15 protein-coding genes are annotated in these 14,860 nt (G+C 34.4%); 11 read left to right on the forward strand and 4 right to left on the reverse strand.

What is annotated here, in order from left to right; all coding sequences use genetic code 11:
* From QWC74_RS07100 to QWC74_RS07110, 3 genes are all read left to right on the forward strand, one after another.
* A partial coding sequence (locus QWC74_RS07100) for a DeoR/GlpR family DNA-binding transcription regulator (protein ID WP_370454887.1) occupies window positions 1-408 on the forward strand: 408 nt, incomplete at its 5' end.
* The gene (gene pfkB / locus QWC74_RS07105) at window positions 405-1,325 is read left to right on the forward strand and encodes a 1-phosphofructokinase (protein WP_006785504.1); all 921 of its coding nucleotides are present in this window, start codon (window positions 405-407) and stop codon (window positions 1,323-1,325) included. The genes QWC74_RS07100 and pfkB, both read left to right, overlap by 4 nt.
* 15 nt (window positions 1,326-1,340) lie before the next feature.
* Window positions 1,341-3,242, forward strand: a complete 1,902-nt coding sequence (locus tag QWC74_RS07110) for a fructose-specific PTS transporter subunit EIIC (protein ID WP_006785505.1) — start codon at window positions 1,341-1,343, stop codon at window positions 3,240-3,242.
* Between the two features lie 94 nt (window positions 3,243-3,336).
* Here QWC74_RS07110 and QWC74_RS07115 read toward each other — a convergent pair whose 3' ends face one another.
* The gene (locus QWC74_RS07115; RefSeq protein ID WP_129821357.1) at window positions 3,337-4,281 is read right to left on the reverse strand and encodes a 1,4-dihydroxy-2-naphthoate polyprenyltransferase; all 945 of its coding nucleotides are present in this window, start codon (window positions 4,279-4,281) and stop codon (window positions 3,337-3,339) included.
* A 174-nt stretch (window positions 4,282-4,455) separates the two neighbouring features.
* On the opposite strand from QWC74_RS07115, the gene QWC74_RS07120 reads away from it, so the two are divergent.
* The 5 genes from QWC74_RS07120 to QWC74_RS07140 all read left to right on the forward strand — a co-directional run bounded on the left by QWC74_RS07120 (window position 4,456) and on the right by QWC74_RS07140 (window position 8,076).
* Window positions 4,456-4,914, forward strand: a complete 459-nt coding sequence (locus QWC74_RS07120) for a glycosyltransferase family 32 protein (protein WP_288993963.1) — start codon at window positions 4,456-4,458, stop codon at window positions 4,912-4,914.
* A complete protein-coding gene (locus tag QWC74_RS07125) occupies window positions 4,911-5,054 on the forward strand; it encodes a hypothetical protein (protein ID WP_288993964.1) in 144 nt (47 codons plus the stop codon). Before QWC74_RS07120 ends, QWC74_RS07125 begins: the two co-directional genes overlap by 4 nt.
* A 103-nt stretch (window positions 5,055-5,157) precedes the next feature.
* On the forward strand, window positions 5,158-6,018 hold the full coding sequence (locus QWC74_RS07130) for a DMT family transporter (RefSeq protein ID WP_006785508.1): 861 nt from the start codon (window positions 5,158-5,160) through the stop codon (window positions 6,016-6,018).
* Window positions 6,019-6,158: 140 nt separating this feature from the next.
* On the forward strand, window positions 6,159-6,734 hold the full coding sequence (locus tag QWC74_RS07135; protein ID WP_006785509.1) for a hypothetical protein: 576 nt from the start codon (window positions 6,159-6,161) through the stop codon (window positions 6,732-6,734).
* 100 nt (window positions 6,735-6,834) lie between these two features.
* A complete protein-coding gene (locus tag QWC74_RS07140) occupies window positions 6,835-8,076 on the forward strand; it encodes a chloride channel protein (protein WP_006785510.1) in 1,242 nt (413 codons plus the stop codon).
* 27 nt (window positions 8,077-8,103) lie between these two features.
* Here the strand turns inward: QWC74_RS07140 and QWC74_RS07145 are convergent, their stop codons facing one another.
* From QWC74_RS07145 to QWC74_RS07155, 3 genes are all read right to left on the reverse strand, one after another.
* A complete protein-coding gene (locus QWC74_RS07145; protein WP_006785511.1) occupies window positions 8,104-8,859 on the reverse strand; it encodes an exodeoxyribonuclease III in 756 nt (251 codons plus the stop codon).
* 94 nt (window positions 8,860-8,953) lie between these two features.
* Window positions 8,954-10,234: a cell wall metabolism sensor histidine kinase WalK gene (locus tag QWC74_RS07150; RefSeq protein ID WP_006785512.1), complete on the reverse strand. Its 1,281-nt coding sequence runs from the start codon at window positions 10,232-10,234 to the stop codon at window positions 8,954-8,956.
* Window positions 10,228-10,908: a response regulator transcription factor gene (locus tag QWC74_RS07155; RefSeq protein ID WP_006785513.1), complete on the reverse strand. Its 681-nt coding sequence runs from the start codon at window positions 10,906-10,908 to the stop codon at window positions 10,228-10,230. The genes QWC74_RS07150 and QWC74_RS07155 overlap by 7 nt, the downstream gene beginning before the upstream one ends.
* 205 nt (window positions 10,909-11,113) lie before the next feature.
* Here QWC74_RS07155 and QWC74_RS07160 point away from each other — a divergent pair, with 205 nt between their 5' ends.
* Genes QWC74_RS07160 through QWC74_RS07170 form a run of 3 tightly spaced genes read left to right on the forward strand, consistent with a single transcriptional unit; the run spans window position 11,114 to window position 14,703 of the window.
* The gene (locus tag QWC74_RS07160; RefSeq protein WP_155222891.1) at window positions 11,114-11,764 is read left to right on the forward strand and encodes a polyphosphate polymerase domain-containing protein; all 651 of its coding nucleotides are present in this window, start codon (window positions 11,114-11,116) and stop codon (window positions 11,762-11,764) included.
* Between the two features lie 21 nt (window positions 11,765-11,785).
* The gene (locus QWC74_RS07165) at window positions 11,786-12,472 is read left to right on the forward strand and encodes a DUF4956 domain-containing protein (protein ID WP_006785515.1); all 687 of its coding nucleotides are present in this window, start codon (window positions 11,786-11,788) and stop codon (window positions 12,470-12,472) included.
* A 29-nt stretch (window positions 12,473-12,501) separates the two neighbouring features.
* Window positions 12,502-14,703, forward strand: a complete 2,202-nt coding sequence (locus QWC74_RS07170) for a CotH kinase family protein (RefSeq protein ID WP_288993965.1) — start codon at window positions 12,502-12,504, stop codon at window positions 14,701-14,703.
* The last annotated feature ends 157 nt before the right edge of the window (window positions 14,704-14,860 follow it).

Here is a 14,860-nt window from a genome sequence, read left to right on the forward strand (position 1 = left end):
AAAAAAATCATGGTCGTCACAAATGGATTATCTAATGTTGAATCATTAATTGAGTATGACATCCCGTGTTTTGTTTTAGGCGGTAAAGTCAAGCGAAATACTAAAGCGGTCGTAGGGTATGAAGCGATTACGACATTAAATCGTTATCGTTTTGATAAATGCTTTATGGGTGCTAATGGGGTTCACTCTATGCATGGATTTACAACACCTGATCCAGAAGAAGCCATGATTAAAGAAAATGCCATTAAGGCTTCAAATGATATCTTCGTTTTAGCAGACGGAAGTAAATTTGGAGAAGTCAGTTTTACGCGTTTTGCAGAATTGAATGATGCAACGATTATTACAAATTTAGAAGACGATTTAAATCGTTATCATGAAAAAACAACAGTGAAGGTAGTGAAACAATGATTTATACAGTTACATTAAATCCGTCCATTGATTATGTCGTGACGATGGATCAGTTAAATGAAGGCTCTGTCAATCGTGTGAGTACTGAAAACTTATATGCGGGTGGAAAAGGAATCAATGTCTCACAAATTTTAAATCAACATGGGGTTGATAATGTTGCCTTAGGATTTATTAGTGGATTTACAGGAGTGTTTATTCAAGAGAGTCTCCATTCAAAAGGAATTAAAACGGATTTTATTCATTTAAAAGAAGGCTTCTCACGTATTAATATGAAAGTGAAAACAATCGTAGATGAAACTGAAATTAATGGAGTTGGGCCTGCGATTTCTAAAGAAGATATTGCCAACTTGTATGCGCAATTCGATGGTTTAACAGCAGAAGATGTTTTAGTGTTAGCAGGAAGTATCCCGGGAACATTGCCTGATAATTTCTATGAAGAAATTATGAAGCATTTGGAAAACAAGGGGGTCAAAATTGTAGTTGATGCCACGAAAAACTTATTGCTCAATGTTTTAAAATATCGTCCCTTCTTAATTAAACCAAATCATCATGAAATTGCGGAAATGTTTAATGTTGAAATTAAAAGTATTGATGAGCTACTGGTTTATGGACGTAAGTTGAAAGAAATGGGTGCTCAAAATGTCTTAATTTCGATGGGTGGAGACGGCGCAGTTTTAATCACAGAAAATGATGATGTGTTTCAAAGTAATGTTCCAAAGGGAACAGTTAAAAACTCTGTTGGAGCAGGAGATTCAATGGTTGCTGGATTTATGGCGGGTTATTTAAACTCTCATAGCTATGAAAAGGCCCTACAATTAGGGGCAGCGAGTGGAAGTGCAACTGCCTTTTCTTCAGATGTCGCAACAAAAGAATATATTGATCAGTTAGTAGATCAAATTACCGTTAAACCATTATAATAGGAGGCTTTAAAAATGAGAATTACTGACTTATTAAATAAGCAATCAATTAGTTTAAATTTAAAAGCAACTAATAAAATGTCAGCGATTGATGAATTAGTTGATTTAGTCAATGCAAGTGGCAATTTAAATAATAAAGAAGAGTATAAGCAAGGTATTATTGCTCGTGAAGAGCAAAGTACAACAGGTATTGGGGAGGGAATTGCAATCCCTCATGCCAAAACGAAAGCGGTTAAAAAAGCATGTTTAGCAGCAGCCGTTAGTAAAGCAGGAGTGGACTATGAATCATTTGACGGAAGCTTAGCTCACTTATTCTTCATGATTGCAGCACCAGATGGAGCGAATAATACTCACTTAGAAGTATTATCACGTTTATCAACAATATTAATGGATGAAACATTCCGTCAAGATTTAATGAATGCCACATCAGTGGATCAATTTTTATCTTTAATTGATGCGAAGGAAACAGAAAAATTCCCTGAAGAAGAAGTGGTTGAAGAGGTGAAAACGCCAACATCAGCAAAAGATTCAAAATACCCTCGAGTGTTAGCGGTAACAGCCTGTCCAACTGGAATTGCTCATACCTTTATGGCTGCTGAAAGTTTAAATAAAAAAGGAGCTGAAATGGGAATTTCAATTAAAGTTGAAACAAACGGATCAGCTGGAGCTAAAAATGTTTTAACGAAAGAAGAAATTGAAAACTGTGACGCAATCATTGTAGCGGCTGATAAAAAAGTAGAAATGGCACGCTTTAATGGTAAAAAAGTGATTCAAACAAAAGTGGCGGATGGAATTCATAAATCAGAAGAATTAATCACGCGTGCCATTAATGGCGATGCGCCAGTTTATCATAGTGCAGAAGGCGCACAAGAAGTGGAAGAATCAAACGAAAGCCTTGGTCGTCAATTATATAAACACTTAATGAATGGTGTGTCAAACATGTTACCATTCGTTGTAGCAGGTGGTATTTTAATTGCTTTAGCATTCCTATTTGATGATCGCTCAATTGATCCAAGTAATTTTGGTTCAAATACGCCGTTTGCAGCTTTCTTTAAATCAGTAGGAGATGCAGCATTTGGATTCTTATTACCTGTTTTAGCTGGATTTATTGCCGTTAGTATCGCAGACCGTCCAGCGATGGTTGTCGGATTTGTTGGTGGATTCTTAGCAAACGCTGGTGGGGCAGGATTCTTAGGTGCGTTACTAGCAGGGTTTATTGCCGGATATTTAGTATTATTACTTCGAAAAGTATTATCATTCTTACCACAATCACTTGAAGGAATTAAACCGGTGCTATTATATCCTTTATTAGGAACACTGTTAATTGGGATTGTGATGACATTTATTGTTAATCCACCAGTAGCCTTTTTAAATAATGGATTAACTAACTTCTTAAATAGTTTAGGAACAAGTTCAGCTATCTTATTAGGAATTGTTGTTGCTGGTATGATGGCAATCGATATGGGAGGACCATTCAATAAAGCGGCTTATGTCTTTGGGATTGCATCTTTAAATTCAGGAAATGAAGCGGTTATGGCAGCTGTAATGGCAGGTGGGATGGTTCCACCGTTAGCAATTGCGTTAGCGACAACTTTCTTTAAACACCGTTTTACAAAACAAGAACAAGATGCTGGTAAAGTTAACTATATTATGGGATTATCATTTATCACAGAAGGAGCTATTCCATTTGCAGCAGCCGATCCACTAAAAGTCATTCCATCTTGTGTGATTGGATCAGCAGTAGCGGGAGCGTTAACAATGGTGTTTAATTGTACATTACCTGCACCTCATGGTGGAATCTTCGTCTTCCCAGTAGTAGGAAACTGGCCAATGTACTTAGTAGCTATTTTAATTGGATCTGTTGTGGGAGCCTTAATCTTAGCCTTCCTAAAACGTTCAGTAAAACAAGAAGCTTAAGAGTAATCTGAATAACATACAAAAAAAACCATAAGGATTTTAACCTTATGGTTTTTTATTTACCTAATGAAACCGAGTGCTTGAGGGACACTCGTTAAATGATAATCGCTATTAAAATGCTTGAAAGATAGACAACATTAATGAGGATAAAAATTTTGACGCTTAAACTAAACGTATGCTGTTTTGAGGGAGCATCAACAAATTGTTTAATATGGTGAAGGACCGGTTTGAGTGTCACTAAAGTGACTAATGAAACGAAAGGTAGAACACCAATCATCACACCAAAGATAATTGAAAAATATCCAAAAATATAAAGTGCAAAGAATAAAAGTAGGGCACGCTCTTTTCCAATACAAATCGGTAAGGTATAGCGTTGATTTATTAAATCATCATCCATATCGCAAATGTTATTTGCTAACATAATATTAGAAATTCCCATTATCAATGGAATCGACACAATGACTAAAACTAACAATTGAGACACATTCATGAATAATTCAATATGTGTACTCTCATGATGAAATCTAATAAACTCTTGATCGTAGATATGGATATACATACTAATAAAAGTCAGAATTAATCCCATCGTAATCCCTGAAAAAATTTCGCCAAAAGGAGTTCTTGAAATGGGAAGAGGACCAAAAGAATAACCAATCCCAATAATAAAGCAAATGATTCCAAGAAAAAGAACGAAGGCATTCGTCTGGCTAACGAGTAACAGTCCAAAACAACCAGATAAACAAAGCATGAAAATAATCAACCGTTTAATTTGTTTAGGTGCTAATTGATCACCAACGATGGGATTATGGATTTCATAACCATAACCTTCTTTTTTTATGGCCTGTTTGTAGTCCATGTAATTATTAATCATCGTGGTGGTCATATCAAAAATAATCATTGAGATAAACATAATGACGGCATTCTTGATAGAAAAAACATGATAACGGTAGTAGACATATAATGACCCAAATAAAAAGGGGATAATACTGGCCACTTTAGTTTGGATTTCAATTAATTTTAAAAAGCTTGAAAAATTCATAAATCCTCCTCATCTTCTCTAATTCACTCACTTATTATATAAAACTTCATAAAGTTAAACAAGTTAAATTACTTGAGGCTCCTACCTGTCATGGCTTATTGGTTTGTAAGGGGAAAAATGTACAGGCGTTTTGGAAGAAAATATCATATGGTATAACAAAAAGGAGGGGGAAATATGGGACAATTAATTCCTAAAATTATTCATCAAATTTGGCTTGGAAAGCGTCCGATTCCAACTCAAATTCAGTCATATATGCAGTCATGGAAAACATATCACCCTGATTGGCAATTTATCCTATGGACAGATGAGAATTTGATTCCTTTACAAAATCAAGATCTTTATAATCAGGTAGAGGATCTAAGACAAAAAGCGGATATTGTCCGTTACGAAGTGTTATATCAATATGGCGGAGTCTATGTTGACATTGATATGGAATGCTTTAAAAACATTGAACCTTTATTACAAGAGGGTGAATTTTTCGTAGGCACCGAAGATGATTTCTATTTATCAAATGAGTTGATGGCTGTGACGAAAAAACATGATTTAATCAAAGAGTTACTAGATGGGTTAAAATATTCGCTATCTAATGATGAGAATAAAAGCATCGATGAGCAAACTGGCCCTATTTTATGACCAAATACCTACTTTGGATGCCTCAGGTAACAGTTGCTGAGCAACAACTGTTATATCCAACACCCGAACAACTAAAAAAAGCAGATTCACCTTTTTATACCGTCCATCGTGCTAAGTGTTGTAAACAGCTGTTCAAATAAAAAAGATAGATAAAAAAACCTTGATTGCTTATAATAAATCTGATAGGCTATAGACGAAATAACTGATTATTTAGTGGTTAAAAGAGAAAGGGTTGACCGGTTTATGAAACGAAATCAAGGTGTTTTACTCACAATCTTATCTGCCTTTCTTTTTGGATTCACCCCAATCTTAGCTAAATGGACCTATAGTGGTGGAAGTAACGCAATTAGTTTGACCTTTTATCGAGCCCTTTTTTCTTTACCTGTGCTATATGGTATCTTGAAATATAGAAAAGTCTCATTAAAAGTGACAAAGTCACAATGGATTCATTTGCTAATTGTCGGAATTTTAGGGCAGACAGTTACAACAATCACGCTTTATGCGACGTATGACTATTTATCAGTTGGAATGGCGACAACACTACATTTTGTTTATCCTGCATTTGTTGTGTTAGCAGCTGTTCTATATTTTAAAGAAAAGTGGACACGAGCTAAAGTCATCTCAATCATACTGGCTATGATTGGAATGTTATGTTTTATTGATTTAAGTGGTCATATTAGTTTGTATGGTGTTTTCTTAGCGTTGGTATCAGGAATGACTTACGCCTTCTTCATTTTATATATTGATAAAAGTGGCCTTAAAGAGTTAGATTCGTTTAAACTGACTTTTTATATTAACTTAGTGGTATCTGCTGCGGTGTTCGTTTATGGGATGGGAACTCATTCTTTAATGATTAATTTAACGCCCATCGCCTGGGGATTAACATTAATCATTTCATTATTAGTATCAGTGTTCGCCGTTGCTTTACTGCAAATCGGAATTAAATTAATTGGAAGCACCAAAGCATCGATTCTTTGTTTATTTGAACCCATCACAAGCGTTGTATTTGGACTCATTTTATTACACGAAGATTTAACAATTTTAAAGTTAACAGGTTGTATTTTAATTTTGTTATCTGCATATGCCATTTCTAAAGAAAAATAACTCATCAACCATGTCGAATTACGCGATTAAAAACCCGCGTTTGACGTGGTTTTTTTGAATTTTATAGACAGAGATAGACAACATCTTTACAATTCATATGTTAAAATGGAATAACTGTCGAGTGAGAGGAGAAGATGAAGATGGGGAAAAATCCTAAAGAATGGACGACTTTTTTAACTGGATTTAATATCGGAACTTTTTTATCTTTAATTTCTTTAGTTGAAGTTTTAATGACACGTTCGTCATTTAAAGAATATTGTATTATTTTAGCTGTTATTTTAGTTAATGGGACAATTATTGGGGTGGTGCTACAATATTTATTAATTCATATTCATTTAACGAAAAATATGGGGAGAGCCTTTTATTATGCAGGCGATGAAATTCCCAAACGTTTACTTGAAATGAGAAATCATAAATTAGAAAAAACGCTCGAGTTAATGGTGGGGATTCAGACACGAGTAAAACTAAATTTAATCATTTTAATTATGTTAGTGTTATTACTCATTTTATCATTATTATTACCCATTATTTATTGCTATCGCTTTGAGTCGGATATGTTTTTATTTAACATTGGCTGGTCATGTATTTTATTGATGTTCATGTCGCGATTAGTCTTAATTATGACGAAAAATAGTCGTTATATTCAATTCAAGATTAATCATTTATTAGATGTTCATGAGTTTAATAATATTCAATTGAAAAAAGAAGAATTATAACAAGAGATCGAAGTCGGATCTCTTTTTTGTTATGAAAAATTCATAAAATGTTATTAAATGTTAAAACTAGAATTAATAATAAATAAAAGGTGGAGTTGAAATGGATTCATTCAAAAAATTAGGCTTACAACTCGTTAAATGGATCCTATTGAGTCTTTTAATGGGAGTCATGATTGGTGTGATGGTAGGTGGATTTAAACAAATCTTAAGTACAGCTAATCACTATCGGAGCACTCATGAGAAGTTAGTCTTTGGTTTACCTGTTGCAGGAGTAGTTATCAGTTTTTTATACGTGAAAGTTAGACGAAATGCGTATTCAGGAGAGAATTTACTAAAATCAGAAGTTCAACAAGCTGCGAAGAATATTCCGCTTTCCATGATTCCGGCTGTTGTGATTGGATCTTTGGTGACAACTTTTTTTGGAGGATCAGCAGGGAAAGAAGCAGCGGGAGTTGCGATCGGTGGGATAACAGGTGATTTTTTATCAAGAAAATTTCATTTAAGTGATGAGGAGCAACGGACATTAGTTGTTGCAGGTGTTGGAAGTGGCTTTGGCGTCCTTTATAATACACCATTAGCCGGAGCTATTTTAGGAATGGAATTAGTTTTAAAGGGAAAGTTTCATTACGAAGCATTACTTCCTGCTTTTTTAACAAGTGTTATTTCAAGTGAGGTTGCGAAACAAATTGGAGATGAACTCATTACTTATCCCTCTTTAGAGCTTGGAGCTCTTGATTTGACTTTAATTTTAAAATTAGTTGGAATGGGGCTGTTATTTGGACTGGTGGCCATGATGTTTAATGGGGCTTTAGACCTAGCCCCTAAAATTTATTCTAGGTGGATTAAGAGCCCCTATATTAAAGGCATGGTAGGGGGCGTGCTAACAATTATTCTTTTTTGGATGGCTGGGGATAATTATAATGGGTTAGGACAGTCACATATCGCTTTAGCCTTTGAGGAACCCGTTAGTCTCATTGAGTTTATTTGGAAGATTATTTTTACAGCTGTTGCCCTAGGGTCTGTTTTTCAAGGGGGACGTGGAAATCCAACCTTTTTTGTTGGAGCAACATTTGGGAGTGCCATTGCAACATTTTTTAAATTACCTGTTGCTTCAGTTGCAGCACTTGGGATGATTGGAGTTTTTTGCGGCGCAACAGCCTTACCGTTAACTGGAATTATGATGGCGATTGAATATTTTGGATCTTCACATGTTATGGCGATTATTATAGTCATGATTATTTCATACAGTATTTCTGGTTTTTATGATTTATTGACTCATTCAAAGCTTGCTAAAGGAAAAAAAGAGATTTTTGAAGGGCAGGTAGAATCAAATGGAAATTAAAAGAAGTATGCGTTGCATACTTCTTTTTTATTTCTTCAATTGTAATCCAACTGGACAGTGATCAGATCCTAAAACATCAGGATAAATTCTCGCATCTTCAAGTCTTGATTCTAATGCTTTTGAGGTAATAAAGTAATCAATACGCCATCCAACGTTTTTTGCACGTGCGCCTGCACGATAAGACCACCAACTATAACAATTTTCTTTTGTTGGATAAAAATAACGGAATGTATCGATAAACCCACTATTTAATAGTTTCGTCATTTCATTACGTTCCTCGATTGTGAATCCAGCGTTTTTTGTATTTGTTTTAGGATTTTTTAAATCGATTTGTTGATGGGCTACATTCAAATCACCGCAAACAATGACTGGTTTTAAAACATCTAATCCTATCAAATAATTTCTAAAAGCTTCTTCCCATGTCAAGCGATAATCGAGTCGTGCCAACTCATTTTGAGAATTAGGTGTATAGACCGTTACCAAATAAAAATCATTATATTCGAGGGTAATGACACGACCTTCTTGATCATGTTCTGCAATATTAAGGCCGTAAGTCACCTGTAATGGCTCATGTTTTGTAAAAATAGCCGTTCCTGAATAACCTTTCTTCACGGCATAATTCCAATATTGATAATAGCCATCTAATTGCAAATCAATTTGACCTTCTTGTAATTTTGTTTCTTGTACACATAAAAAATCAGGTTGCTCTGCTTCGACAAAATCTAAAAATCCTTTTTTCACACAAGCACGCAATCCATTTACATTCCATGAAATAAATTTCATTACCTGCATCCTCCTTAATTACTAATAGATTATCGCAAAATGAAATAAATGTCTACTTTTGTGCTGATATCGAAGGTATAAATAGGAGGCTATCTCATTTTTGATGGCGCTTCGAAATTTTAGTAGGGAAGATGACTGTAAACGTTGTTTCATCATTTGGAATACTTTTCACTGAAATTTGCCCATGATGCTGGCTAACAATTGTTTTAGCAATAGAAAGACCTAATCCATAGCCACCTGTATCACGAGCACGTGATTCATCAGCACGGTAAAAACGCTCAAAAATCTTATCAAGATGCTCAGGTGGAATCCCAACACCTTTATTTTTGACAGCTAAAATAAATTGTTCATGCTCTTTCTTTAAAGAAAGCATAATTTGAGTTTGAGTTGGTGAATGTTTCAATGCATTATCAAGTAAAATAATGGCTACTTGTGCAATTCGTTCTTCTTCGCCTGTAAACATTAAGTCCGGTTCAATATCTAAAACTAATTCTTTCCCAGACTCAAAGAACACCGATTCAAGCGGTAACGCGGCATTAATAATGGCTTCGCTTAAATCAAAAGAAGCTGATTTTAATAACACTTCATTACTATCAATTTTCGCTAAATAGAGTAAGTCGCTAACAAGTTTTGACATTCGTTCCGTCTCAGATTTAATGTGATCAATCCATTTTCGTTGTTCATTAATGGTTTGATGTTGATTCGCTAAAATGACATCTGTCGTTGTATGGATGACTGTTAAGGGAGTTTTTAATTCATGGGAAGCATCGGCGACAAATTGTTGCTGTTTTTGCCAAGCTAAAGCCACTGGTTTAATTGCCCAAGACGCTAAATACAAACTAATGACAGCTAAAACAATTAATGTAATACATCCAATAAAAATTAAGACAAGTGCAAGTTGCGTCAAGGTCGTCATTTCAGAAGAACGATCTAAGAAAACAAAGAGTGTTCCTTCAGGACGCGTAATTTTTAAATAGCGAAAAGGAAGGGAGTTAATTGTAACTTTTCCCGTTTCAGTCGAACGATTGTATAAATCTTCAACAATAGATTCCACTCCCGATAAATCAGTATCAGACTCTAAATTTGAGGTAATGGTTAAAGTTTGAGTCGTGTTATCAATTGAAGCTGTAAAATGATTACGCATCAGACCTTCATTGAGTGGAAAGGGGCCTTTGCGATCTAAATTATATCCCCCCTTCGGTGGAAATTTTTGTGAAATGCTTGTATTTTGGGCGATTTGTTCCATCAAGACCATTGCTTGAGACACATTCGTTTTGTACATTAAATAATACGTCCCGCCAAAAATAGCAAGAAAAATCGACATCAGAATGGATAGATTAATCAAAATAAATCGCTTCTTAAGTTTTTTTAACATGATTCATTGACTCCTAAACAATATCCAACGCCTCTGACCGTTCGAATGATTACATTTGATTTAATAAAAGATAATTTTTTTCGAAGAAAAGAAATATAAACTTCAACGTTATTGTATTCAACATCTGCGTCAAATCCCCATACCTTTTCGATTAATAGTTCTTTAGTTACAATTTGATTACCATTTGAAAATAAATAATTTAAAATGTTAAATTCTTTTAACCCAAGTTTTACTGATTTGACTCCACAAGATAGCTCATAAGTGGATAAGTTAAGTTCAGCATCATGAAAACGTAGGGTATCCGTTGTGATTTCACCTTGTCGACGAAGAAGAACGCGAATTCTCGCTAATAGCTCTTCGGTCGCAAAGGGTTTGGTTAAGTAATCGTCAGCTCCTAAATCAAGTCCACGGACTTTATCTGCAATTTCATCTTTTGCAGTTAAAAATAAAATTGGCGTTTTAATTTTATCCTGACGACACATCTTTAAGATATCAAATCCATTTAACTTAGGTAACATAATATCTAAAATAATTAAATCATAAATACCTGTTAAGGCATAATCAAGACCTGATTGTCCATCGTGAAACACATCCACATCATATTTGTTTGTTTTTAATATTTGGCTAATCGCTTCTGCTAAGCGAATCTCATCTTCTACAACTAAGATTCTCATACTTATCACCTCATACGTTTAATGTTATCAAGCGAAACTTAAAACATTCTGAAATTTGACGGCTATTTCTTTATTATAAGGATAACAAATTTTGTTAAAAAGGAAAACCAAGTAAAATATAATTAATTAATTATTAAATTTTTAAGATTATGTTAAGAAATGGAATTTATAATAGCTCTAGTCAGCTATTTAGGAGGTGAGTCAGATGAAGTTTAGACATGAAATTAAACATTACATTAATTACGGCGATTATTTACTGCTTCGAAATCGTTTGAAATTTTTACTGCGATGTGATCGCCATGCAAACGAGCTCGGAGAATATAAAATTCGAAGTATCTACTTTGATAACTATCATGATAAAGCTTTACAAGAAAAGTTTAGAATTCGATATTATAACGATGATGTCAGTTTTATTCGGTTGGAGAAAAAATCAAAGGTGAACGGTTTATGTGCCAAAGTGAGTGCTCCATTGAGTGATGAGCAAGCTCAATCAATTATGGATGGAGAGTTTGAGTTTTTAAAAAATTCCCCACACGCTTTGCATCAAGAACTTTATTATAAGATGAAAAACGAGCTACTCAGACCTAAAACTATCGTGGATTATACCAGAGAGGCTTATATTCACGACGTGGGAAACGTTCGGATCACGTTTGATAAAAGAATTAGAACTGGAATCACTTCAATTGATGCCCTAAATCCGTTGCTGCCAACTGTTGAAGGGCTGGATTCAAATCTCATCATACTAGAAGTTAAATTTGATGAATTTTTACCGGAGTTTATTTCAGATGTTTTACAAAACAATTATAGTCGGTCAACATCCGTTTCAAAGTATGCGGTTTGCCGGATTTATGGTTAATGACTTTAGGAGGGAAATGTTATGTTTGCAACACTAAATTTTAGCGATATTTTTAAATCAAGTTTTATGGAGAATATCTCAGCGTTTTCAGTATTAGATACAATCATTGCTTTGACCTTAGCCTTTGTAATCGGGCTCTTTATTATGGCTGTTTATAAAAAAACATTTAAAGGAGTCATGTATTCTCATAGTTTTTGTGTGTCATTACTTGCATTAAACTTAATTACAACCTTAATTATTTTAGCGATTACATCAAACGTTATTTTATCACTCGGGATGGTCGGGGCGTTATCAATCGTTCGTTTTAGAAGCGCCATTAAAGAACCGCTCGATATTGCCTTTTTATTTTGGTCAATTAGTGCTGGAATTGTGATTGGAGCAGGATTAATTCCATTAGCGGTCTTCGGATCATTATTTATTGGAATCATCTTAGTTTTATTCATCAATCGCCAAACAACTGATAATCCTTATTTATTAGTGTTATCGTGCCTAAATGATGAGAGTGAAAAAGAAGCATTAAAAACAGTCAATGCTTATGTAAAAAAACATGTCATCAAATCTAAAACAGTCTCAGCTCAAAATGGAATCGAAGTGACAGTTGAAATTCGTTTGAAAGAAATGGAAACAAAATTTGTAAACGAAATCAGTCAAATTAGTGGCGTAAAAAATGCCGTGTTAGTTTCTTATAATGGTGATTATTTAGGATAAATGATATTAAACAAGTAAGGAGGTGATGGTTGTTGCGTAATGAGAAAAGTGTCAATCGTTTAATGGTTCTATTAGTGTGTGGAATGGTTTTATTGACTGGACTCTTAATGTGGATATCGAACCATGAAACCATATCAGCCAGTTTAACTAAAGTGGCACAACCCGCCTATGTTGAAAAAATTTTTAACGCAGACGAAGTGTTAGAGATAGATATTCAAATATCAGAAGAAAATTGGAATTCAATGATTGAAAATGCTATATCAGAACAATATGTGATGGCTGATATCGTCATTAATGGTGAAGTATTTGAATCTGTAGGCATTAGACCGAAAGGAAATTCATCTTTAAGTATGGTAGCAAGTGATGATAGCACGGATCGATTTAGCTTTAAAGTTGATTTTTCAGAATACGTTGACGGACAAAGCCTATACGGATTAGATAAACTGGCACTCAATAACATGATTGGTGACGCAACCTACATGAAAGAATATTTATCATACGATATGTTTAGTGCCATGGGGATTGCGACTCCCGGATATTGTTATGCTAATATCAAAATTAATGGTGAACCATGGGGGTTATATCTTGCACTTGAGGTCATGGAGGAAAGTTTTGTCCAACGTTATTTTGGGACGATTTCCGGAAGTTTATATAAACCTGAAAGTGATTCAATGAACATGGGCAACAAAGAAGACAAGCAAGAGATGATGATTGGAGTCAATCTATTTAATGGAAATTCACAAATGATGTTTGGTGAAAAATCTTCTCGAGAAGGAAAAACAGACGAGGTAACCGCTCAGGAAGAAAGGGTTACATCAGATAAAATGATGCCATCGGGTAACGGAGAAATGCCAGGGGGAATGATGTCACCAGGTAACGGAGAAATGCCAGAGGGAATGCCATCAGGTAATGGAGAACTACTAGAGGGAATGACACCACCGAATGGAAATGAAATGAGAGAAAACAATCCAATGGGAGGCATGTCTTCTTCAGGAAGTAATTTAGTTTATATCGATGACGAGATATCAAGTTACAGTGCTATTTTTGAAAATAGTGTTTTAAAAGGAACAACCGAAGATGCTTATCACAAAGTCATCGAGATGATGAAAAACTTAAATGACGGGACAAATTTAGAACAATATTTAGATATCGAAGAAATTCTACGATATTTTGCCGTCAATACGTTCTTAGTAAACTTAGATAGTTATGCAGGAAGTATGAAGCATAATTATTATTTATATGAACAAGACGGCGTATTTCAAATTTTACCTTGGGATTTTAATTTATCATTTGGTGCTTTTAATATCAATGATAGTAGTAAAGTTATTAACTTCCCGATTGATGAACCTGTAACAGATACGATGGCAAATAGTCCGTTAATTTCAAAATTACTAGAAGTCGACGAATATAAAGACATGTATCATGAGTATTTACAAGAATTAATTGATGGATATATCGAAAGTGGAAAATATGAGGCGACGATCAAAAAATTAGATGAGCTAATTGATGATTACGTTGCAAATGATGCAACAGCTTTTTATAGTCATGATGAATATCTTGCCTCTATTCCTCAATTACTTGTATTTGGAACCGATCGAACAAAAAGTATTAAAGCTCAGCTTGCAGGGGAACAACCTAGTGATACTTATGGAAACATTGAAACACACTTAGATTTAGATGCTCTCGGAAGTCAAAATGGGGGAGGTGGTCCAAAGGGGATGAGGGAATTCCAGTCATCAACTGAAAATGAAAGCAATCAAGTAGACTTAAACAAACCATCGATAGAGGATAACAATCATTTAAGTCAACCAAATGATTCAATATCTACTCCTAATTCAACCTCTTCAAATCAGATAAATACCAAACCAATGAATCCAGGAGAGGGGCTGATTGACTCGATCAGTGAGGAGCTAAAAACTGTGATAGCGTCACTTGATATGACTCAAATTCAACAAGTTGTGGCCCAATTATCAGGGAAGACAGAAGAAACCTTAACAGAGGAAGATTTAAATTTACTAAAAGAATTAGGAATTGATGAAGCGTTAATTCCAATGATTTTGGAACTGGTTGAAAATTTTAGTTCATTTAGAATGGGCGGGGGAAATCAACTAAATACGAGCTCACCTTCAAATGAATCTCAACAATTAATCGTAGCAATTGGATGTTTAGTATTTATTTTACCAGCGCTTTGGTTTGTTTCACATTATAAAAAACGTAAATTTAGAAGTTAAAGCATAGGATTTTTCTTATGCTTTTTTTAATTAAGTAAATTAACAGATAAGTCATAAAAATTAGGGACTTTGCATATTTTAATAGGAAAGAAATAATGGCTAGTTTATGATAGAGTACATAATTGAGCTTAAAAAGGGATATGATTAAAAATAGAGA

The sequence above is a fragment of the uncultured Turicibacter sp. genome (assembly GCF_938044715.1).
Classification (GTDB): Bacteria; Bacillota_I; Bacilli_A; order MOL361; family Turicibacteraceae; genus Turicibacter; species Turicibacter sanguinis.

What these genes read in the sequence shown, in the direction of transcription:
- pfkB (WP_006785504.1), top strand. Translation starts at nt 405, where the DNA reads ATGATTTATACAGTTACATTAAATCCGTCCATTGATTATGTCGTGACG.
- QWC74_RS07110 (WP_006785505.1), top strand. Translation starts at nt 1,341, where the DNA reads ATGAGAATTACTGACTTATTAAATAAGCAATCAATTAGTTTAAATTTA.
- QWC74_RS07115 (WP_129821357.1), bottom strand. Translation starts at nt 4,281, where the DNA reads ATGAATTTTTCAAGCTTTTTAAAATTAATTGAAATCCAAACTAAAGTG.
- QWC74_RS07120 (WP_288993963.1), top strand. Translation starts at nt 4,456, where the DNA reads ATGGGACAATTAATTCCTAAAATTATTCATCAAATTTGGCTTGGAAAG.
- QWC74_RS07125 (WP_288993964.1), top strand. Translation starts at nt 4,911, where the DNA reads ATGACCAAATACCTACTTTGGATGCCTCAGGTAACAGTTGCTGAGCAA.
- QWC74_RS07130 (WP_006785508.1), top strand. Translation starts at nt 5,158, where the DNA reads ATGAAACGAAATCAAGGTGTTTTACTCACAATCTTATCTGCCTTTCTT.
- QWC74_RS07135 (WP_006785509.1), top strand. Translation starts at nt 6,159, where the DNA reads ATGGGGAAAAATCCTAAAGAATGGACGACTTTTTTAACTGGATTTAAT.
- QWC74_RS07140 (WP_006785510.1), top strand. Translation starts at nt 6,835, where the DNA reads ATGGATTCATTCAAAAAATTAGGCTTACAACTCGTTAAATGGATCCTA.
- QWC74_RS07145 (WP_006785511.1), bottom strand. Translation starts at nt 8,859, where the DNA reads ATGAAATTTATTTCATGGAATGTAAATGGATTGCGTGCTTGTGTGAAA.
- QWC74_RS07150 (WP_006785512.1), bottom strand. Translation starts at nt 10,234, where the DNA reads ATGTTAAAAAAACTTAAGAAGCGATTTATTTTGATTAATCTATCCATT.
- QWC74_RS07155 (WP_006785513.1), bottom strand. Translation starts at nt 10,908, where the DNA reads ATGAGAATCTTAGTTGTAGAAGATGAGATTCGCTTAGCAGAAGCGATT.
- QWC74_RS07160 (WP_155222891.1), top strand. Translation starts at nt 11,114, where the DNA reads ATGAAGTTTAGACATGAAATTAAACATTACATTAATTACGGCGATTAT.
- QWC74_RS07165 (WP_006785515.1), top strand. Translation starts at nt 11,786, where the DNA reads ATGTTTGCAACACTAAATTTTAGCGATATTTTTAAATCAAGTTTTATG.